The 20,013-nt window shown below is 71.1% G+C and carries 21 protein-coding genes; 14 read left to right on the top strand and 7 right to left on the bottom strand.

Features of this window, described 5'->3' with window-relative positions; all coding sequences use genetic code 11:
* Positions 1–272 precede the first annotated feature (272 nt).
* Positions 273–1,127, bottom strand: a complete 855-nt coding sequence (locus OP18_RS32160; RefSeq protein ID WP_033362886.1) for a RecB family exonuclease — start codon at positions 1,125–1,127, stop codon at positions 273–275.
* A gap of 79 nt (positions 1,128–1,206) precedes the next feature.
* On the opposite strand from OP18_RS32160, the gene OP18_RS32165 reads away from it, so the two are divergent.
* The 3 genes from OP18_RS32165 to OP18_RS32175 are packed head-to-tail and all read left to right on the top strand — an operon-like array spanning position 1,207 to position 3,882.
* Positions 1,207–2,403, top strand: a complete 1,197-nt coding sequence (locus tag OP18_RS32165) for a site-2 protease family protein (protein WP_156089952.1) — start codon at positions 1,207–1,209, stop codon at positions 2,401–2,403.
* Positions 2,400–3,335 (top strand): tRNA (adenine-N1)-methyltransferase, encoded by a 936-nt coding sequence (locus OP18_RS32170; RefSeq protein WP_033362887.1) that lies wholly within the window; start codon positions 2,400–2,402, stop codon positions 3,333–3,335. Before OP18_RS32165 ends, OP18_RS32170 begins: the two co-directional genes overlap by 4 nt.
* On the top strand, positions 3,313–3,882 hold the full coding sequence (locus tag OP18_RS32175; protein WP_033362888.1) for a hypothetical protein: 570 nt from the start codon (positions 3,313–3,315) through the stop codon (positions 3,880–3,882). The genes OP18_RS32170 and OP18_RS32175 overlap by 23 nt, the downstream gene beginning before the upstream one ends.
* A 4-nt stretch (positions 3,883–3,886) precedes the next feature.
* Here the strand turns inward: OP18_RS32175 and OP18_RS32180 are convergent, their stop codons facing one another.
* Positions 3,887–4,162 carry a ferredoxin gene (locus OP18_RS32180; protein WP_033362889.1) on the bottom strand — a complete coding sequence of 92 codons (276 nt, stop codon included), beginning with the start codon at positions 4,160–4,162 and terminating at the stop codon, positions 3,887–3,889.
* Between the two features lie 146 nt (positions 4,163–4,308).
* On the opposite strand from OP18_RS32180, the gene arc reads away from it, so the two are divergent.
* Positions 4,309–6,075, top strand: a complete 1,767-nt coding sequence (arc, locus tag OP18_RS32185) for a proteasome ATPase (RefSeq protein ID WP_033362890.1) — start codon at positions 4,309–4,311, stop codon at positions 6,073–6,075.
* A 264-nt stretch (positions 6,076–6,339) separates the two neighbouring features.
* Here arc and OP18_RS32190 read toward each other — a convergent pair whose 3' ends face one another.
* Positions 6,340–7,614, bottom strand: coding sequence for a condensation domain-containing protein (locus OP18_RS32190; protein WP_052387652.1), 1,275 nt, complete (start codon positions 7,612–7,614; stop codon positions 6,340–6,342).
* A gap of 107 nt (positions 7,615–7,721) precedes the next feature.
* On the opposite strand from OP18_RS32190, the gene dop reads away from it, so the two are divergent.
* The 7 genes from dop to OP18_RS32225 all read left to right on the top strand — a co-directional run bounded on the left by dop (position 7,722) and on the right by OP18_RS32225 (position 13,909).
* The gene (dop, locus tag OP18_RS32195) at positions 7,722–9,239 is read left to right on the top strand and encodes a depupylase/deamidase Dop (RefSeq protein WP_033362891.1); all 1,518 of its coding nucleotides are present in this window, start codon (positions 7,722–7,724) and stop codon (positions 9,237–9,239) included.
* Between the two features lie 46 nt (positions 9,240–9,285).
* Positions 9,286–9,501 carry a ubiquitin-like protein Pup gene (locus tag OP18_RS32200; RefSeq protein ID WP_033362892.1) on the top strand — a complete coding sequence of 72 codons (216 nt, stop codon included), beginning with the start codon at positions 9,286–9,288 and terminating at the stop codon, positions 9,499–9,501.
* A 93-nt stretch (positions 9,502–9,594) separates the two neighbouring features.
* A complete protein-coding gene (gene prcB / locus OP18_RS32205; protein ID WP_052387653.1) occupies positions 9,595–10,434 on the top strand; it encodes a proteasome subunit beta in 840 nt (279 codons plus the stop codon).
* A 58-nt stretch (positions 10,435–10,492) separates the two neighbouring features.
* Positions 10,493–11,344 carry a proteasome subunit alpha gene (gene prcA / locus OP18_RS32210; protein WP_033362893.1) on the top strand — a complete coding sequence of 284 codons (852 nt, stop codon included), beginning with the start codon at positions 10,493–10,495 and terminating at the stop codon, positions 11,342–11,344.
* A 513-nt stretch (positions 11,345–11,857) separates the two neighbouring features.
* Entirely contained in the window at positions 11,858–13,225 is a 1,368-nt protein-coding gene (locus OP18_RS32215) for a hypothetical protein (RefSeq protein WP_033362894.1), read from the top strand.
* Between the two features lie 91 nt (positions 13,226–13,316).
* Entirely contained in the window at positions 13,317–13,592 is a 276-nt protein-coding gene (locus OP18_RS32220; protein ID WP_033362895.1) for a hypothetical protein, read from the top strand.
* Positions 13,589–13,909: a hypothetical protein gene (locus OP18_RS32225; RefSeq protein ID WP_052387654.1), complete on the top strand. Its 321-nt coding sequence runs from the start codon at positions 13,589–13,591 to the stop codon at positions 13,907–13,909. The genes OP18_RS32220 and OP18_RS32225 overlap by 4 nt, the downstream gene beginning before the upstream one ends.
* A 160-nt stretch (positions 13,910–14,069) precedes the next feature.
* Here the strand turns inward: OP18_RS32225 and OP18_RS32230 are convergent, their stop codons facing one another.
* From OP18_RS32230 to rfbB, 4 genes are read right to left on the bottom strand one after another with little or no spacing between them, the layout of a single operon-like run.
* Positions 14,070–14,771 carry a glycosyltransferase family 2 protein gene (locus OP18_RS32230; protein WP_033362896.1) on the bottom strand — a complete coding sequence of 234 codons (702 nt, stop codon included), beginning with the start codon at positions 14,769–14,771 and terminating at the stop codon, positions 14,070–14,072.
* Positions 14,758–15,147, bottom strand: coding sequence for a DUF2304 domain-containing protein (locus OP18_RS32235; RefSeq protein ID WP_033362897.1), 390 nt, complete (start codon positions 15,145–15,147; stop codon positions 14,758–14,760). The genes OP18_RS32230 and OP18_RS32235 overlap by 14 nt, the downstream gene beginning before the upstream one ends.
* Entirely contained in the window at positions 15,144–16,025 is an 882-nt protein-coding gene (rfbD, locus tag OP18_RS32240) for a dTDP-4-dehydrorhamnose reductase (RefSeq protein ID WP_033362898.1), read from the bottom strand. The genes OP18_RS32235 and rfbD overlap by 4 nt, the downstream gene beginning before the upstream one ends.
* Positions 16,022–17,005: a dTDP-glucose 4,6-dehydratase gene (rfbB, locus tag OP18_RS32245; protein ID WP_033362899.1), complete on the bottom strand. Its 984-nt coding sequence runs from the start codon at positions 17,003–17,005 to the stop codon at positions 16,022–16,024. The genes rfbD and rfbB overlap by 4 nt, the downstream gene beginning before the upstream one ends.
* 73 nt (positions 17,006–17,078) lie before the next feature.
* On the opposite strand from rfbB, the gene rfbA reads away from it, so the two are divergent.
* The 3 genes from rfbA (at position 17,079) to pafA (ending at position 20,006) form a co-directional block, all read left to right on the top strand.
* Entirely contained in the window at positions 17,079–17,948 is an 870-nt protein-coding gene (gene rfbA, locus OP18_RS32250) for a glucose-1-phosphate thymidylyltransferase RfbA (protein WP_033362900.1), read from the top strand.
* 64 nt (positions 17,949–18,012) lie between these two features.
* A complete protein-coding gene (locus tag OP18_RS32255; RefSeq protein WP_033362901.1) occupies positions 18,013–18,612 on the top strand; it encodes a dTDP-4-dehydrorhamnose 3,5-epimerase family protein in 600 nt (199 codons plus the stop codon).
* A 35-nt stretch (positions 18,613–18,647) separates the two neighbouring features.
* Positions 18,648–20,006, top strand: a complete 1,359-nt coding sequence (pafA, locus tag OP18_RS32260) for a Pup--protein ligase (protein ID WP_033362902.1) — start codon at positions 18,648–18,650, stop codon at positions 20,004–20,006.
* Positions 20,007–20,013: the final 7 nt, after the last annotated feature.

The raw sequence follows: 20,013 nt of genomic DNA on the forward strand, positions 1-20,013 counted from the left end.
ATCCACCGGACGGAACTGCTTCGCCATACCCAATGATCGATCGAGTACCGCGAAAGCGGAACTATCCACACATACCGAAAACGCAACAGGCTCCCTGACGACAGCGATCCACAGAGCAAGCCTCGCGGCGCCCCGAGGGGCATCCGGTCAACTACGGAGTCGGACACGCGATGGTGCGCAATGGGCGCCGGCGACGCCCCCTACCCGCCACACGGCAGACCAGCACCGCGCCGTCCGACCGGCGCCCCGACCCGACCCGCCCCGCCCCGGCTCTACTCGTCGCGCCCCGTGGCCGGCTCCGCCTCCGTCGACAGCGGCGGCGCCGGCACCGCCGCCGGCTCCGGGAACGGTGGCGGCGTCCCGCCGAACGCCGGGCAGAGTGCCTGGTGGGCGCACCACCCGCACAGCCGGCTCGGCTGGGCCCGGAAGTCGCGCTCCGCCGTGGCCCGCTCGATCGCCTGCCACAGCGCGAGCAGGGTCCGCTCGAAGCGCTCCAGCTCCTCGGCGTCCGGGGAGAAGTCGCAGACCTCGCGGTCCTTCAGATACATCAGCCGCAGCACGCGGGGCACGACGCCGCGGGTGCGCCACAGGACCAGGGCGTAGAACTTCAGCTGGAACATGGCGCGGGCCTCGAACGCCTCGCGGGGCGCCCCGCCGGTCTTGTAGTCCACGACGCGGATGTCGCCGGCGGGCGAGACGTCGAGCCGGTCGATGTAGCCGCGGATGACGAGCTTGCCGTCGACCTCGGCCTGGACGAACGCCTCCCGCTCCGCGGGCTCCAGCCGGTTGGGGTCCTCCACGGCGAAGTAGCCGCCGAGCAGCTCCCGGCTGGACTCCAGGAACGCCTCCGTGTCGGCGAACAGGTCGGCCAGGCCCTCCTCGGTCTCCACCAGGCGCTGCCACTGCGGCGCGACGAGGGCGGCGGCACGCTCGGGGGTGCGGGTGCCGGTGGGCTCCTCGAACAGCGCCTCCAGCACCGCGTGCACGAGGGTGCCGCGCATCTGGTCGGGCGTGGGGCGCTCGGGCAGGCGGTCGATGCTGCGGAACCGGTACAGCAACGGGCAGGTCTTGAAGTCCGCGGCCCGCGACGGCGACAACGTAGGCAGGGTGGTGATGGTCTCCGTCATGCGTGGAAGGTTAGGCCACGGGTACGACAGTTTTCGCGGACCGGCACCTTGGCGGGTGGTACCCGTAGCATCATGGGCAATGGACGACTACCGCTCGGCACCCGCGCCGGCGTCGTCGGCTGCCCGGACCCGGCCGCCTGAGCGCGGCTCCGGGATCCCGCTGGGGCGGCTGCTCGGCGTCCCGATCTATCTCGCCCCGTCCTGGCTGCTGCTCGCCGCGCTGATCACACTGACGTATGGCCAGTTCCTGACCTCGCGGCGGGAGCTGTCGCTGACCACCGGTCTCGCGGTCGGGTTCGGGTTCGTGGTGTGCCTGCTGGTGTCGGTGCTGCTGCATGAGCTCGGTCACGCGATCACCAGCCGGCAGTCCGGGATCGGTGTGAGCGGTATCACGCTGGAGATGCTCGGCGGGTACACCGAGATGGAGCGGGAGGCGCCGCGGCCCGGGGTCGAGCTGTTCGTGTCGCTCGCCGGGCCGGTCGTGTCGCTGCTGCTCGGGCTCGCGGCCGGGGCCGCCGCGGTGGTCCTGCCCGCCGGCGGGATCGCCGAGACGTTCGCGTTCCAGCTGGCGCTGAGCAACATCGTGGTCGCCGTGTTCAACGCGCTGCCCGGGCTGCCGCTGGACGGCGGCCGGGCACTGCAGGCCCTGGTGTGGAAGCTCAGCGGCGACCCCAACCTCGGCCGGCGGGTCGCCGGCTGGTCCGGCCGGCTCGTCGCGGTGGCCACCGCCGTCACGGCGGTCGCGCTGTTCGCCCAGGGAGTGCTCAACGGGTACTTCGGGCTGGTGTTCACCCTGCTGGTGAGCATCACCATGTGGGTCGGCGCCGGCCAGGCGATCCGGCACGGGAAGGTCGCCGCGAGCCTGCCGCCGTTCAACGCCCGGGAGCTGGCCAGGCCGGTCGTCCCGGTCGCGGCCGACACCCCGCTCGCCGAGGCGGAGCGCATCGCGGCCGATCTGCACCAGCATCTGGCGGTGGTCGACGGGGCCGGGGCGATGCTCGGGTTCGTGCACGGCGCGTCGGCGCGGGCGGTCCCGCCGGAGCGCCGGCCGTGGGTACCCGTCGGCGACGTCACCCGCCGGCTCGACGAGCACCACGTCCTACCAGGCGATCTGAGGGGTACTGACCTGCTGCACGCCATCCGTGACGACCCGGGCGGCGACTACCTGGTGGTGACGGGCGAGGATGTGCACGGCGTCCTGCGCGGCGCCGAGCTGCTCTCGCTCGTCGAAACACGCCGGTCCGACGACCGGCCCACCAGAAGGAATCGCACGTGACTGTGTCCCTCGACCTGCCAGCGACCCGCAGGGGACCGTTCCAACCGGGTGACCGGGTCCAGCTGACCGACCCCAAGGGCCGGATGCACACGATCGTGCTCGAGCCGGGCAAGGAGTTCCACACCCACCGCGGGGCGCTGCCGCACGACGACCTGATCGGCGCGCCCGACGGCAGCGTGGTCACGTCGGCCGGAGGCACCGCGTACCTGGCGCTGCGGCCGCTGCTGTCGGACTACGTGCTGTCCATGCCGCGCGGCGCGCAGGTCATCTACCCGAAGGACGCCGCGCAGATCGTCGCGATGGGCGACATCTTCCCCGGTGCCAGGGTCCTGGAGGCCGGCGCGGGCTCCGGCGCGCTCACGTGCTCCCTGCTGCGGGCGGTCGGTCCGGCCGGCACCGTGACGTCGTACGAGATGCGCGAGGACTTCGCGGCGATCGCCCGGCGCAACGTGGAGGCCTTCCTCGGCGGCCCCGTGGAAGGGTGGACCTTGCGGGTAGGTGACGTAGCGGGCTGCGAAGATGTCGGTTTTGATCGGATAATCCTAGACATGCTGACCCCGTGGGAGATCCTGCCGCTCGTGTCCCGGGCGCTGATCCCCGGTGGGGTGTTCATCGGATACGTGGCGACCACGCCGCAGCTGTCCGAGCTGGTGGAGGCCCTGCGCGAGGACGGTGGCTACACCGAGCCGCGCGCGTGGGAGAGCCTGGTGCGTGACTGGCACGTCGAGGGACTCGCGGTGCGGCCCGATCACCGGATGATCGCGCACACGGCGTTCCTGGTCAGTGCCCGCAAGCTGGCGCCGGGGGTGACGGCGCCGCCGCGGCGGCGCAAGCCGAGCAAGGGCGCCGAGGCATACGCGGCGCGGCGGTTGGCAGCCGCCGCGGTCGCACGGGAGGAGGAGGCAAAGGATGAGCCGTCCGAGCTTCAGTGACCTACCTGCCGTTTTTCCGGACTGGTCGCCGTATCCGGACCTCGAGTCGGCGGCCAGGGCATACCTGCGCGACCCGGACATCGCCCTGGACGCGATGGCCGGGGTGCTGCGCGGGCAGAGTGTGCTCGGTTTCACCCTCGAACGGTTCGTCAACGACGTCAACGGGGTGTGGCAGGAGGTCGTCGTCTGCGACGGCACCCGGCTCATCCTGTGGCACGGCGAGGACATCCCGCCGGAGGAGGCCCCGCCGGGCTCGATGACGTCGTCGCTGCGGGTGGTGGCGCTGTCCGCGGTGACCGAGGTCGGCTGCCGCCGGCGGCTGAGCCGCAACCCCAACGGGCACGCCCGCGTCGACAGCGTCGACGTCTACCTGCTGCTGACCTCGCTCGACGAGGCGAACGTCGCCGCGGAGGAGGCCGGCTCGGTGATCCGGCACGACGCGCTGCGCTTCGGCAAGACCCTCGACGACGGCGGCGCCGGACAAATTGCCCGCTTGGAGGAGTTTGCCCGACTCGTCTCTTCTCTCGTGGGTAAACCGATGCTGTGACGAATCAGTCGGCGTTGGGCCCGGCGACCGGCACGTCGTCGGCCGCCCGGTGCACGTGGATGCAGTCGCCGGGGCACTCCTTGGCGGCGTCGATGACCTCGAGGCGGAGGTGTTCGGGCACGTCGACGCGGCTGCCCGGGGCCAGCAGGAGCTCGCCGTCGGGGCCCTTCACATAGGCCAGCCCGTCGACGTCGAACTCGAAGACCTCAGGCGCGTACTGCACGCACAGCCCGTCGCCAGTGCACAGGTCCTGGTCAACCCACACCTCAAGAGCGCTCACGCCGCAACATTACAGGGCTGGTGGAAAGTGCCTCCAGGCCGCAGGATTTGTAAAAGCCCTGTGGCGCACGGGTTCGAAGGAGCCCAGACCGGCGAACAGCGGTTAGTGTTAGAGCACAACGTTCAAAGCCCCCGGGGAGGTGGGACGTGGCACGCAGCGACGACGCGGAGACGCGCGCCGCACGATGGGAGAAGGACGCCCACGATCTCTCCACGCAGGTCGCTTTCCTCCAGGAGGAACTCGCCCTGGTGCGGCGCAAGCTGACGGAGACCCCGCGACACGTGCGACAGCTCGAGGAGCGGCTCGCCGCAGCGCAGGCGCAGATTGCCCGGCTGACCGAAAACAACGAGCGGCTCGTGGCCACCCTCAAGGAGGCCCGCGCCCAGATCGTGACGCTGAAGGAGGAAGTTGACCGCCTGGCACAGCCGCCGAGCGGTTACGGCGTCTTCCTCGCCCGCCACGAAGACGGCTCTGTCGACGTCTTCACCGGCGGGCGCAAGCTGCGCGTGGCGGTCTCCCCGGCCATCGAGGTCGAGGAGCTGCGCCGAGGCCAGGAGGTCCTGCTCAACGACGCCCTGAACATCGTCGACGCGCTCGGGTTCGAGCGGGCCGGCGAGGTCGTCATGCTCAAGGAGATCCTGGAAGGTGGTGACCGCGCGCTCGTCATCTCGCACGCCGACGAGGAGCGGATCGTCCACCTGGCCGACACCCTCGCCGACGCGCCCCTGCGCGCCGGCGACTCGCTCATGATCGAGCCCCGCTCGGCGTACGCGTACGAGCGGATCCCGAAGAGCGAGGTCGAGGAGCTGGTGCTGGAGGAGGTGCCCGACGTCGACTACACCGACATCGGCGGCCTCTTCTCGCAGATCGAGCAGATCCGCGATGCCGTGGAGCTGCCCTTCCTGCACGCGGAGCTGTTCCGCGAGCACCTGTTGCGCCCGCCGAAAGGCGTCCTGCTCTACGGCCCTCCCGGCTGTGGCAAGACGCTGATCGCCAAGGCGGTCGCCAACTCGCTGGCGAAGAAGATCGCCGAGCGGCGCGGTGAGGAGCGCAAGACCAGCTACTTCCTCAACATCAAGGGCCCCGAGCTGCTCAACAAGTACGTCGGCGAGACCGAGCGGCACATCCGGCTGATCTTCCAGCGCGCCCGTGAGAAGGCGAGCGAGGGCACTCCGGTCATCGTGTTCTTCGACGAGATGGACTCGGTGTTCCGCACGCGTGGCTCGGGGGTCTCCTCCGACGTCGAGAACACGATCGTGCCTCAGCTGCTGAGCGAGATCGACGGCGTCGAGGGCCTCGAGAACGTGATCGTCATCGGCGCGTCCAACCGGGAAGACATGATCGACCCGGCCATCCTGCGCCCCGGCCGGCTCGACGTGAAGATCAAGATCGAGCGTCCGGACGCCGAGGCGGCGAAGGACATCTTCTCCAAGTACATCCTGACCACGGTGCCGCTGCACAAGGACGACATCGCCGAGCACGACAACTCGCCCGAGGCGACGGTCGCGGCGATGATCGACGCGGTGGTGCTGCGGATGTACTCCGAGACCGAGGAGAACCGGTTCCTCGAGGTGACCTACGCCAACGGCGACAAGGAGGTCCTGTACTTCAAGGACTTCAACTCCGGCGCGATGATCCAGAACATCGTCGACCGGGCCAAGAAGATGGCGATCAAGGACTTCCTCAGCAACGGCCAGAAGGGCATGCGCCTCCAGCACCTGCTCGACTCCTGCGTTGACGAGTTCCGCGAGAACGAGGACCTTCCCAACACCACCAACCCCGACGACTGGGCCCGCATCTCCGGCAAGAAGGGCGAGCGGATCGTCTACATCCGCACGCTCGTCTCCGGCGGCAAGGGCGCGGAGGCCGGCCGGTCGATAGAGACCGCCACCAACACCGGCCAATATCTGTAGGACCGCGACACGGGCGGGCGGTGGCCTCAGGGCCGCCGCCCGCTTCGCGTGCGTCGAGGGTGCATGGCTCGGGTCCGCGGTGGTCCGGGCCGTCGCTCCCGCCAGCCACCGGTCGGCCGTGAACGGCCTCCCTGCCAGGTCCGTGTGCGGTTGCGCACACGCGGCCGCGGACGGCCGCGACGCGGCCTGGCGGCCGCGACAACCCCACCGCCGGCTGACCTTGGAGACCTTGACCCCGCCCAGGACGTGTCAAAGTCTCCAAGGTCAACGCGCGGCGTCCGTCAGGACCGACTCGAGCGTGGTCAGTACCGCCGACGCCTCCGCGAGGGACACGTGGTGCGTGTCGGCATAACACGTCAGGACCGTCGCCCGCCCCGCGTCGTCGGCGTGCACGAACACCCGGCTCGACGGGCTGTCCTTGAACGGCGTCCAGTCCAGCGTGCGGCGGGCCAGGGCCCGCTCCAGCGACCCGCGCGCCGCCGGCGGCTGCGGCCCGCGCCGGTCGTTGAGGTGGAAGTCGACCCGGAACTGCGGCCCGCGCTCCTCGGCGACCCGGTCCACCAGCGACTCCCGGCCGGCGGTGTCGTAGTACGCGTGCTTGTACGCGGCCGTCGCGGCCCGCCGGGCGCCGTCCAGGACCGTGTCGAACCCGGCGTCGGCGACCTCCACCAGGCACAGGCCCGGCTGCGCGACCGGCGCCACGACGTCGGCGAGCCCGGAGCGGAAGCGGTTGCTGGTGACCAGCAGCACCGGCACCGGGTCGACACCGGAGCAGCGGCGTACCGCCACCGCGAACGCCGCGAGCAGGGTCGTGGCCGGGTCCGCGCCGGTGCGCTCCTGCAGCAGCCGGGTGGCGAGGGGGATCGCGGGGGAGACCAGGCGGCCCTTCCAGTGCCGGGGCCGCTCCGGCCGCCGCGACCGGACCGGCCACGGCGCCGGCATCGCCCGCAGGACCCGCTCCCAGTGCCGCAGCGCGCTGCGGCTCTGCCGGGCGCCGGCCGCCGAGGACTGCCAGCCGGCCTGCTCGAGGGGCTGCATCCCGGCGACCGGCTCCTGGACCCTGGCGGCGACCTCCCGCAGCATCACCGCCGCGCCCGAGCGGTCCATCGCGAGGTGCCAGATCACCGCGCACAGGTGGGTGAGCCGGCCGCGGTGCCGCACGACCCCCATCCGCAGCGGCCAGTCCCGGGTGAAGTCGACGGGTTCGCGACGGTACCGCCGCAGCATGTCCTGCGCGGCGGCGGCCGGCTCGTCGGCGTCGAGGACCTCCAGGACGGTCTCGCCGGCGGCCGCCACGACCTGCCGCGGGGTGCCGTCGGCGGCGAACCGCAGGCGGGTGCGCAGCACCTGGTAGCGGCCCATGAGGTAGCGCAGCTCGGCCACGACGTCCTCGACGCCGGTGCCGTCCGGCAGCGGGTCGACCCCGCCGAGCGGCAGCTGCTCGCCGAACCTGGTCATCGACGCCCAGATGTCCTGCTGCCCCCACGTCAGCGGGGCCTCACCCGCGCCGGGACCCTCGAACGGCACGCAGATCCGCATCCGTGGATGTTACGGGGGGCGACCACTGCGCAACAATCGGACATCATGCAAACCTGGCGCGCCGCGGTGGAGGCAGACTGTCGTACCTTGCGACTAGGGTTGTGGGCATGAGTGTGCGGCGCGTGATGGGCACCGAGGTCGAATACGGCGTGTCCGTTCCCGGCCAGCCGGGAGCCAACCCGATGGTGACGTCATCCCAGGTGGTCAACGCCTATGGTGCCCGGCCAGAGCTCACCAAGGGCGGGCGGGCCCGGTGGGACTACGAGGAGGAGTCCCCGCTGCGCGACGCGCGCGGGTTCACCTACTCCGGCGCCCTCTACGACCCGGCGGAGGCCCTCGCGGACGAGGACCTCGGCCTCGCCAACGTGATACTGACCAATGGCGCGCGGCTCTATGTCGACCACGCCCACCCTGAATACTCCACGCCGGAGTGCACCAACCCGCGCGACATCGTGCTGTGGGACAAGGCCGGCGAGCGGGTGATGGCCGAGGCGTCCCGCCGCGCCGCCACGATCCCGGGGACGCTGCCGATCCATCTGTACAAGAACAACACCGACAACAAGGGCGCCAGCTACGGCACCCACGAGAACTACCTGATGCGCCGGCAGACGCCGTTCGCCGACATCGTCATGCACCTCACCCCGTTCTTCGTCACCCGGCAGATCGTGTGCGGGGCGGGCCGGGTCGGCATCGGGCAGGACGGCTCCGCCCCCGGCTTCCAGATCTCCCAGCGCGCCGACTTCTTCGAGGTCGAGGTGGGTCTGGAGACGACGCTGAAGCGGCCGATCATCAACACCCGCGACGAGCCGCACTCCGACGCCGACAAGTACCGGCGGCTGCACGTCATCATCGGCGACGCCAACCTGTCGGAGATCTCCACCTACCTCAAGGTCGGCACCACGTCGCTGGTCCTCGCGATGATCGAGGACAAGGCGCTGCCGTCCGACCTCGGGATCGCCGACCCGGTCACCGAGCTCAAGTCGGTCAGCCACGACCCGTCGCTCAAGCACCTGATCCGCATGCGCGACGGCCGGCGGCTCAGCGCGCTGGACATCCAGTGGGCGTTCTACGAGCGGGCCCGCGCCTATGTGGAGTCCCGGCAGGGCTCCGACGTCGACGAGCAGACCGCCGACGTGCTGGAGCGCTGGGAGAGCGTGCTGGACCGGCTCGGCCGCGACCCGATGCTGTGCGCCGGCGAGCTGGACTGGGTCGCCAAGCTGCGCCTGCTGGAGGGCTACCGGGAGCGCGAGTCGCTCGGCTGGTCGTCGCACAAACTGCAGCTGGTGGACCTGCAGTATTCCGACGTCCGCGCCGAGAAGGGCCTCTACCAGCGGCTCGTGGCGCGCGGTTCGATGGCGACGCTGTTCACCGAGGACGAGATCCAGCGCGCGATCGTCGAGCCGCCGGACGACACCCGCGCCTACTTCCGCGGGCGGTGCCTGGCGAAATACCCCGCCGAGGTGGTTGCCGCCAGCTGGGACTCCGTCATCTTCGACGTGGGCCGGGAGTCGCTGGTGCGGGTGCCGATGATGGAGCCCGAACGAGGGACCAAGAAGCACGTCGGTGCACTGTTCGACAAATGCCCGAGCGCGAAGGATCTGCTGGAAGCGATCACTTCCGGGTAAGTTCGATGCAGCGGTTGTTTGGTGGTCCCCCCGAGGAGGATGAGACATGGCTACGAGGGATACGGGCGGGCAGTCCCAATCCGGTAAGTCCCGGCGTGACGAGGAAGAGGACGTCGCCGCGCCCGAGGTGAACCCGGAGACAGCCGAGCGGGTCGAGCAGTTGGGTGAGGACGTCGACGACCTCCTCGACGAGATCGACTCGGTGCTCGAGGAGAACGCCGAAGAGTTCGTCCGCGGATACGTGCAAAAGGGCGGCCAGTAGCCGTCACCGAGAAGGTCCCGTCGGTCCGGGTGTATCCGGGCCGACGGGCGTATTGTTTGGTCAACTACATTCGATCATGTGAAAGGAGCTCCGTTGCCGACGGGTCTTGACCACTCTGGGCGTCTGCCGGCCGCGTTCCACGCCGCGGGGACCTCGTCGTTCAGCGAGTTCCTGTCCGCGGTCGCCCCGGAGATGCTCCCGGGCCGCCGGCCGCTGCCGCCGGGGATGGCCGCCGACGTCAGCGCGCACGCCACCACGATCGTCGCGATCACCTGCGCCGACGGCGTGCTCATGGGCGGCGACCGGCGCGCCACGATGGGCAACCTCATCGCCCAGCGGGACATCGAGAAGGTGTTCGCCGCCGACGCGTATTCGCTCGTCGGCATGGCAGGCACCGCCGGGTTCGGGCTGGAGATGCTGCGGCTGTTCCAGGTCGAGCTGGAGCACTACGAGAAGATCGAGGGCACCATGCTCTCCCTGGAGGGCAAGGCCAACCGCCTCGCCACCATGGTGCGCAACAACCTCGGCGCCGCCATGCAGGGCCTGGCCGTGGTGCCGCTGTTCGCCGGGTTCGACGTCGACGCGAAGTCCGTCGACAAGGCCGGGCGCATCTTCAGCTTCGACGTCGCCGGCGGGGTCTACGAGGAGCGCGGCTACGACTCGATCGGCTCCGGTTCGCTGTTCGCGAAATCGTCGATGAAGAAGCGGTACAAGCCCGGCATCACCACCGCGGACGCGGTCAAGGTCGCCGTCGAGGCGCTCTACGACGCCGCCGACGACGACACCGCCACCGGCGGCCCCGACCTGCTGCGCAACATCTTCCCGGTCATCATGACGGCGACCGTCGAAGGCACGCACCGCTACACCGACGAGGAGATCCGCGCGGTCGCCGAGACGGTCATCGCCGAGCGCGCCGAAAACCCGGGCGCCTGATCCCCAAGTCCTGTTCCGAGCCAGCAGTTCACCTACGCCAGAAGGAGAACCCGCCACCGTGGCAATGCAGTTCTACGCCTCGCCCGAGCAGATCATGCGGGACCGCTCGGAATACGCGCGTAAGGGCATCGCGCGTGGTCGCAGCGTCGTGGTGCTCAGCTACGAGGGCGGCGTGCTCTTCGTCGCCGAGAACCTGTCGACCGCCCTGCACAAGGTCAGCGAGATCTACGACAAGATCGGTTTCGCCGCCGTCGGCCGCTACCCCGAGTTCGAGAACCTGCGCTCGGCCGGGGTCCGCCTCGCCGACCTGCACGGCTACTCCTACGGCCGCCGCGACGTCACCGGCCGGCAGGTCGCCAACATCTACGCCCGCACCCTCGGGGCGATCTTCACGCAGGAGCAGAAGCCGTACGAGGTGGAGATCTGCGTCGCCGAGGTCGGCGCCACCGTCGAGGACGACGAGCTCTACCGGATCACGTACGACGGCTCCGTGCAGGACGAGCCCGGCCTGGTCACCATGGGCGGCCAGTCCGACGCCATCTCCGGCGCCGTGAAGAGCCGGCTGCGGCCCGACCAGACGCTCGCTGAGGCGCTCAAGCTCGCGGTCGAGGGTCTGGGCAGCGTCGGCGGCGAAAACGGCCAGCCGCGCAAGCTGGCGGCCAACCAGCTGGAGGTCGCGGTCCTGGACCGGCGCCGCCCGGGCCGCACGTTCCGCCGCCTGACGGGGCTCGCCCTCACCGCGATCCTCGAGGACCCGGCCAAGGCCGCGGACCCCGAGGCCGGCCTGGAGGACAAGCCCCAGCCCCCGGCGTCGCCGAACACCCCCGCCGACAACGCCAGCGGCCCCGCCCCGGACGGCGAGGGCACCGCGGGCGAGACCCCCGCCGAGGGCGACAAGCCCGCGGAGTAGCCCGTGGGGTGACCCCCGGACAGACACCTCGAGGCCGGGTGCGGCGATCCGCTGCGCCCGGCCTCGCCATGTCCGCGTGGAGTGCCTGCCGGCCCCGTCTGGGCGGCCCTGTCCGGCCGAGCTGCGCTGTGCTGGCGGCTGTGTCCGCGTGTGGCTGTGCGTGTGGGCGGCGCCGTGCCGGCAGCCGCGTGCGGGGCGCTTAATACGAGCGGCGCTGTGCCGGCGGCCGTGCGGCCGCGTCCGTGCGGGCGGCGCTGTGCTGGCGGCCGCGTGTGGCTGTGTCCGCGCGAGCAGCGGCATGCCGGCGCGCGTGCGGCCGTGTCCGCGTGGTGCCGCGGGCGAACTGTGGTCTTGCGGCGAGGCCGGGCCCGTTCGCGGTGAAGCCCGGGGCCTGTCTGCCGGTGAGCGCGGGAGCCCGTTCGTCGGCGAGTTCCGGTGTTGTCGGCCGACGCTCGTTGCACCGGCACGCGCGGGCGGGCGAGACCGTCGATCAGGCCTCTAGAGTGCGTCGGTGTGGACACTGCCGAGCCCGACGGCCGGCGCCGGTCGTTTGAGCAGCAGCTCCCGCAGGAGGTCGTGCGGGCGCTCGCCGAGCACGGTCACCTGGACCTGCTGCGCCGGGAGGCCGAGGCCGGCGACTACGAGTGCGCCGACGCGCTGGGCCGGCTGCTGCGCGCTCGCGGCGAACCCTCCGAGGCGGCCCTGAGGCTGCTGCGGCCGTTCCTCGACACGGACTGGGTGGCGCGGGCGGTGGACCACATCGCCGAGATCCTCGTGGAGGACGGCGACGTCGGCCCGGCGATGGAGCTGCTGCGCCCGTTGGCCGACGAGGGCCAGCTCGAGGCCGTGGAGCGGTTCGGCGCCCTGCTGGTGGGGCTGGGCCGCGACGACGAGCTGCTCGCCATGCTGCGGCGGGGGCTGGCCGACCACCTGCACCCGATCGACGTGGTGGTCGAGCTGACCCGGGACCTGGGCCGCGACGACGAGGTGATCGGCCTGCTCCGGTCGCCGGTCGCCGCCGGGGCGGGCGTGGACAGTCTGCTGGCCTCCGTGCTGGAGCGCGCCGGCCGCCCGGCCGAGGCCGTCGCCGTGCTGTGGGCGTGCATCCGCGGAGGGCCGTACGCCGTCCAGGACGCCGAACAGCTCGCCGATGTCCTGGCGCGGCACGACCCGGAAGCGCTCGCCGACCTCGCCGCGGGCCACCGCCGTGCGTTCGCCGCGCGTCGCTACGCCCGCTGGTGCGAGGAGCGGGGCCGTGTCGACGACGCGGTGGCGGTGCTGGCGGGCCTCGCCGCGCGGCAGCAGCGGAAGCGGGAGCGGGAGCAGCGGCGGGAGCACGGCCTCGTCCCGTACCGCATGGCGACGTGGTACGGGCCCGTCACCGAGGCCGCGCTCAACCGGAACGCGGCGTGGCTGCACGCCGACCTGCTGGCCCGGCACGGCCGGGTGCAGGAGGCGATCACGGTCCTGCGATCGGCGGCCGCTGCCGACCCGGCCCTCGTCCGCCCGCTGTGCGTGCTGCTGATCGGCCAGGACCGGCCGGACGAGGCGCGAGCCGTCGCGGCCGGGATCGCCGCCGCGGGATGGCCGGACCCGGTCCTGGTCCGACTGGAGTGGATCGAGGCGCTGGTCGCGGGCGGCCGCCACGAACAGGCGATCGCCGAGCTGCGCACCGATCCCGACGCGGACGGCGGGTACGCCCGCGAGCGCCTGGCCGCCCTGCTGGCCGAGGCCGGCCCGCCGGACGAGGCGATCGCCATGCTCGGCCCGGCAGCCGAAGGGCATAACCGGATCCTGCTCGCGACGGCGTTGATCCGCGCGGGCCGGCCCGATGAGGCGATCGCGGCGTTGCACGCCGTGCCGGCGACGCACTGGGTGTGAATGGACGCGCGAGTGCCGCCGCGTCCGCAGTTGGATGCCCCGGTGGTGGCGTTGGTGGACGGATGTCAGACGTGCGTCGTACATTGGTGGCATGCCGTACCGCTGGTGGCCGGCGACGCTCGCGGCGCTGGTCGGCATCACCGACACCGAGGTGCTGCAGGCGTTGAACGCCGATCGTCGGCGCCCCCTGCCGGGGTCCGCGCTCGGCATCCCGGCGCTCAGCATCTGGGCCCGCACCGAGGCGGGACGGCCACTGATCGTCGTGGTGAAGCAGGAAGGCCAGTTCAGCTGGGGCATCCTCGGAGCGAGGGACCTGAGCCCCGACGAGCTCGCCGAGTTCGAGAAGTGGGAGGCGAGCGCAGCATGAGCACCGACCCGCTCACCGAGCAGCAGATGGACGCCATGGTCGCGGCCGTCGCCGCCGGGGAGTTCACGTTCGACCGGGACGCGCCGCCGCCGGCCCTGCCGCCGAAGCCCGACGCCGAGGTCATGGCCGTCTACTCGATGCGGCTGCCGTCCGACGTGGCGCAGCGGCTCGCCGCCGTCGCGAAGAGCAAGGGTGTCAAGCCGTCGACGCTGATGCGGCAGTATGTCGAATGGTGCCTGGCCACCGAGCTCAACGACCGACCGATCTCCCTCACCGACGCCCTGCGCGCCCTCACCCAGCTCCGCCCCGCCGCCTGAGAGCCCGACCAGCCTGAGAGCCCGACCAGCCTGGGAGCCCGACCAGCCTGGGAGCCCGACCAGCCTGGGAGCCCGACCAGCCTGAGAGCCCAGCCGGCCTGAAGACCTGACCGCCGGCGCGGCGCCCGGGAGGGAACGGCCGCCGCCACCGGCCGGCAGGTCAGGTGCGGATCAGCGCCAGGAGCAGCACGATGCCCGCACGCCCCAGGTAGATCGTCGACTTCATCGGCGAGGCGCTCGGGGTGCCCGCCATCCGGGGGCGCATCGCCACGGGGATCTGCGTGATGCGGTAGCCGGACCGGGCGACCCGCACCAGCACCTCGATCGTGTCGCCGAGGTACTCCGCCGGATACCAGTGCGCGAAGAACTCGATGAGCTTCCGGTTGCAGGCACGGTGCCCCGACGTGGTGTCGGTGAGCTTCGTGCGGGACAGCCGGGACAACACCGCCGAGAGCATCCGCATCGCCCACTTGCGGGGCCCGGTGACGCTGTACCCGCCCTCGCCGGCGAACCGGGCGCCGATGACCAGGTCGTGCTCGTCCAGGGCGTCGACGAGCTTCGGGATGTAGCGCGGGTCGTGCTGGCCGTCCGCGTCGACCTGGATCGCCACGTCGTAGCCGTGGTCGCGGGCGTACCGGTAGCCGGTGCGCATGGCACCGCCGACGCCCAGGTTGAACGGCAGCCGGGCCACGATGGCGCCCGCCGACGCGGCACGCAGGGCGGTGTCGTCGGAGGAGCCGTCGTCGACCACGATGATGTCGACGCCGGGCAGCTCGCCGTGGACCTCGGCGACCACGTCGGCGATGGAGCCGGCCTCGTTCCACGCCGGGATGATGATCAGGACCTTCTTACCGTTGATCATCGGAGACCTCGGTGGTGGGGGCCGGCACGGCGGAGGACTCGCGGGGACGGCCGAGCTCGCTGCGCAGCAGGGCCAGGTCCTCGGCCAGGGTCCGGGTCTCCTCCTCCAGGCGGCTCACCTCCCAGCTCAGGTGCACCGTGACCAGGAGCAGGAAGACGATGCCGAGGAACAGCACGAGGCTGACCCCGGACGCGATGCCGATCGCCTCGGCCAGGTTGTCCGTCAGGAACGGGAAGAACGCCATCGGCAGGATGACGATGCTGACGACGAGCCACAGGATCGCGTACTTCTCCTGCAGCTGCCGGCGGCGCAGCAGCTCCACCATGAAGGCCAGGACCGCCAGGGCGGTCAGCCCCGTGACGATGGTGAGTTTCACCCGGCACCCCCACTGGTCGTGCTCACGACGGCTGCGAACGCGGGGTCGTGCAGCGCCGCGGTCAGCATGGTATGCCAGTCCCGCAGCGGCGCCATCCCCGCGGCCGCCCACCGGTCGTGGCCGAGCACGCTGTAGGAGGGCCGGGCGGCCGGGGTCCGGTACGCGGCGCTGGTCGTGCGCCGCACCCGGGCGGGGTCCAGCCCGGCGATGGTGAACACCGCCTGGGCGAGCCCGTGCCACGTGGTCTGCCCCGACGCGGTGCCGTGGTACACCCCGGCGGGGGCGTCGGCGTCGGCCAGCTCGACGAGCCGCCGGGCCAGGTCCCGCGACCAGGTCGGCTGGCCCGCCTGGTCGTCGACCACGTCGACGAAGTCGCGGGTGGCGGCGAGGCGCAGCATCGTCTTGACGAAGTTGCGGCCGGCCGCGCCGTACAGCCAGGCGGTGCGCACCACGTACCCGGTGGTGGGCAGCGTGGCCAGCACGGCCTGCTCGCCGGCGAGCTTGCTGCGCCCGTACGCGTTCAGCGGCGCGGTCGGCGCGTCCTCCGGGTAGGGCGACGTGCCCGCCCCGTCGAAGACGTAATCGGTTGAAACGTGCACAAGTCGGGCACCGGTCGCGTGGCACGCCGAGGCGAGCACCGCCACGCCGGTGCCGTTGACCGCGAGGGCGGCCTCGTACGCCGTCTCCGCGCCGTCCACGTCCGTCCAGGCCGCCGCGTTGAGCACGACGTCGTGCCCGGCGACCGCCTCGGCCACCGCCGGGGCGTCCGTGACGTCCAGGTCGGCGCGCTTGAGGGCGGTCACCGCCCGCCCGTCCAGCGCCGCGAGCAGGTCCTGGCCGAGCATCCCGCCCGCGCCGGTGACCAGGTAGCGCGTCACAGGGCCGCGCGCGTCTTCAGGGGCTCCCACCAGGAGCGGTTCTCCTTGTACCAGGCCACCGTCGCCGCGATGCCGTCCTCGAACGACACGGCCGGCGCGTAGCCGAGCTCGTTGCTGATCTTCTCGTGGCTCAGCGAGTAGCGCCGGTCGTGGCCCTTGCGGTCCTCGACGTGGCGCACCGCCGACCAGTCCCGGCCGGTCGCCGCGAGCAGCACCTCGGTGAGCTCACGGTTGGTGAGCTCCCGGCCGCCGCCGATGTTGTACACCTCGCCGGCACGGCCCTTCTCCAGCGCCAGCTGGATGCCCGTGCAGTGGTCGGACACGTGCAGCCAGTCACGGATGTTGCCGCCGTCGCCGTACAGCGGGACCTGCTGGCCGTCAATGAGGTTCGTGACGAACAGCGGGATGACCTTTTCAGGAAACTGGTAATGACCGTAGTTGTTGGAACACCGGGTGACCACGACCTCCATGCCGTGGGTGCGGTGGTAGGCCAGCACCAGCAGGTCGGAGCCGGCCTTCGACGCCGAGTACGGCGAGTTGGGCTGCAGCGGCCACTCCTCGGTCCACGAGCCCTCGTCGATCGAGCCGTACACCTCGTCGGTGGACACGTGCAGGAAGCGCCCGACGCCGGCCCGCCGCGCCGCGTCGAGCAGGACCTGGGTGCCGATGACGTTGGTCGTCACGAACGGCCCCGCGCCCAGGATCGAGCGGTCGACGTGCGACTCCGCGGCGAAGTGCACGACCGCGTCGTGCCCCGGCATGAGCTGCTCGACCAGGTCGGTGTCGCAGATGTCGCCCTCGACGAAGGTCAGGGCGGAGTCGCCGGCCACGGGTGCCAGATTGTCCCGGTTGCCGGAATAGGTGAGCTTGTCGAGCACGGTCACGGCCGCGCCGGCGTGGGCCGGGTAACCGCCTCCGAGGAGGGTGCGGACGTAGTGGGAGCCGATGAACCCGGCACCGCCGGTGACGAGGATTCTCACGGGTTCGGGAGTCTAGTCCACCACGATGGACGCTGAGTCGACCGAGGGTGCGCACAACCCGTAAGGTGGCCGGGTGCGTGGCATCATCCTCGCCGGTGGCACCGGCTCCCGCCTCTGGCCGCTGACGAAAGCGGTGTCGAAGCAGCTCATGCCCGTCTTCGACAAACCGATGATCTACTACCCGCTCACCACGCTGGTGATGGCCGGGGTGCGCGAGATCCTCGTCATCACCACCCCGGAGGACCAGGACCAGTTCCGCCGGCTGCTCGGCGACGGCTCCCAGTGGGGCCTCGAGCTCAGTTACGCGGCGCAACCACGCCCCGAGGGCCTCGCCCAGGCGTTCATCATCGGCGCGGACTTCATCGGCGACGACAGTGTCGCGCTGGTGCTCGGCGACAACATCTTCCACGGCGCGCAGCTCGGCCAGCGCCTCGCCGACAACGGCGAGCTCAAGGGCGGGCGGGTGTTCGCCTACCCGGTGGCCAACCCGCAGGACTACGGCGTCGTGGAGTTCGACGCCGACGGCAAGGTCCTGTCGATCGAGGAGAAGCCGGCCCGGCCGAAGTCGCGCTACGCGGTGCCCGGTTTGTACTTCTACGACAACCGGGTGGTCCAGATCGCCCGCGAGCTCAAGCCCAGCGACCGGGGGGAGCTGGAGATCACCGCGGTCAACGCCGCCTATCTCGAGCGCGACGAACTGCACGTGGCAATCCTGGATCGCGGCACGGCGTGGCTCGACACGGGTACGTTCAACACGATGGTCCAGGCCGCCGAGTTCGTCCGCGTGATCGAGGAGCGGCAGGGCCTCAAGATCGGTTGCGTGGAGGAGGTCGTGTGGCGTGCGGGCTTCATCGACGACGCACAGCTGCGCGCACTCGCCGAGCCGTTGCGCAAGAGCGGCTACGGCGAGTACCTGATCCAATTGCTGGATTGGGAAGGCTGAGCGGCGCTCCCACAATGAGCCGACAGAGCAACACAACGACATCGCGACGGGTGGGGCCGCATACGTGAAGTACCGACAGCTTTCGATCGCCGGAGCCTGGGAGATCACCCCGGTGCAGCACGGTGATCCCCGCGGGCTGTTCCTGGAGTTCTACCGGTTCGAGCAGCTCAGCGCCGAGGTCGGGCACCCGCTGCGGCTGGCGCAGGGCAACCTGTCGGTGTCCGCGCGGGGGGTCGTGCGGGGCATCCACTTCGCCGACGTGCCGCCGGGCCAGGCGAAGTACATCACCTGCACCAGGGGCGCCCTGCTCGACGTCGTCGTCGACATCCGGGTCGGATCCCCGACATTCGGCCGGTGGGAGGGTGTGCAGCTCGACGACGTCGACCGGCGGGCGCTGTACCTCAGCGAAGGCCTCGGCCACGGGTTCTGCGCGCTCACCGACGACGCCACCATCACCTACCTGTGCTCGGAGAGCTACAACCCGACGGGGGAGCACGGCATCCACCCGCTCGACCCGGAGCTCGGCATCGTGTGGCCCGTCGACGAGCCGCAGCTGTCCGCCCGCGACGCCGCCGCGCCGTCACTGGCCGAGATGCGCGACGCCGGGCGGCTGCCGGACTTCGCCACCTGCGAGGCGTATACACAAAGTCTGCGGGCGCAATAGGGCCGGATCGGCGTTCAGGCGGCTAATGTTCGTACATGGACCGGCGAATTTTCGGCCTTGAGACCGAATACGGGGTCACGTGCACCTATCGGGGACAGCGCCGCCTGTCCCCCGACGAGGTCGCCCGCTATCTGTTCCGGCGCGTCGTGTCGTGGGGCCGTTCCAGCAACGTGTTCCTGCGCAACGGCGCGCGCCTCTACCTGGATGTCGGCTCCCACCCGGAATACGCGACGCCCGAGTGCGACTCGGTGCCCGACCTGGTCGTGCACGACCGGGCCGGCGAGCGGATCCTCGAAGGCCTGCTGGTCGACGCCGAGCGCCGGCTGCACGACGAGGGGATCGCGGGCGAGATCTACCTGTTCAAGAACAACACCGACTCCGCCGGCAACTCGTACGGCTGCCACGAGAACTACCTGGTCAGCCGGCACGGCGAGTTCGGACGCCTCGCCGACATCCTGATCCCGTTCCTCGTCACCCGCCAGCTCATCTGCGGCGCCGGGAAGGTGCTGCAGACCCCTCGCGGCGCCGTCTACTGCCTCTCGCAGCGCGCCGAGCACATCTGGGAGGGCGTCTCCTCGGCGACCACCCGGTCCCGCCCGATCATCAACACCCGCGACGAGCCGCACGCCGACGCCGAGCGGTACCGGCGCCTGCACGTCATCGTCGGCGACTCCAACATGAACGAGGTCACCACGCTGCTCAAGGTCGGCACCGCCGACATCGTGCTGCGGATGATCGAGGCCGGCGTCGCCATGCGGGACCTGTCGCTGGAGAACCCGATCCGCGCCATCCGGGAGGTGTCCCACGACATCACCGGCCGCCGGCGGGTCCGCCTGGCCAGCGGCAAGGAGGTCAGCGCGCTGGAGATCCAGCAGGAGTACTTCGAGAAGGCCACCGAGTTCCTCGACCGGCGCGGCGCCGACGCGGCGACCAAGCGGGTCATGGACCTGTGGGGCCGGGTCCTCAACGCGGTCGAGACCGGCAGCCTCAAGGACGTCGAGCGGGAGATCGACTGGGTGACCAAGCTCGGCCTGATCGAGCGCTACCAGCAGAAGCACGACCTGCCGCTGTCGCACCCGCGGGTCGCGCAGATGGACCTGGCGTACCACGACCTGCGCCGCGGCCGGGGCCTGTACGGACTGCTGGAGCGCCGGGGCAAGGTCGACCGGGTCGCCACCGACCTCGACATCTTCGAGGCCAAGGAGACCCCGCCGCAGACCACGCGGGCCCGCCTGCGCGGTGAGTTCATCCGGCACGCGCAGGAGCGCCGCCGCGACTTCACCGTCGACTGGGTCCACCTGAAGCTCAACGACCAGGCGCAGCGCACCGTGCTGTGCAAGGACCCGTTCCGGGCCTACGACGAGCGCGTCGACCGACTGATCGCCAGTATGTGAACGTTGG

The sequence above is a fragment of the Dactylosporangium aurantiacum genome (genome assembly GCF_000716715.1).
In the GTDB taxonomy this organism is placed as follows: domain Bacteria; phylum Actinomycetota; class Actinomycetes; order Mycobacteriales; family Micromonosporaceae; genus Dactylosporangium; species Dactylosporangium aurantiacum.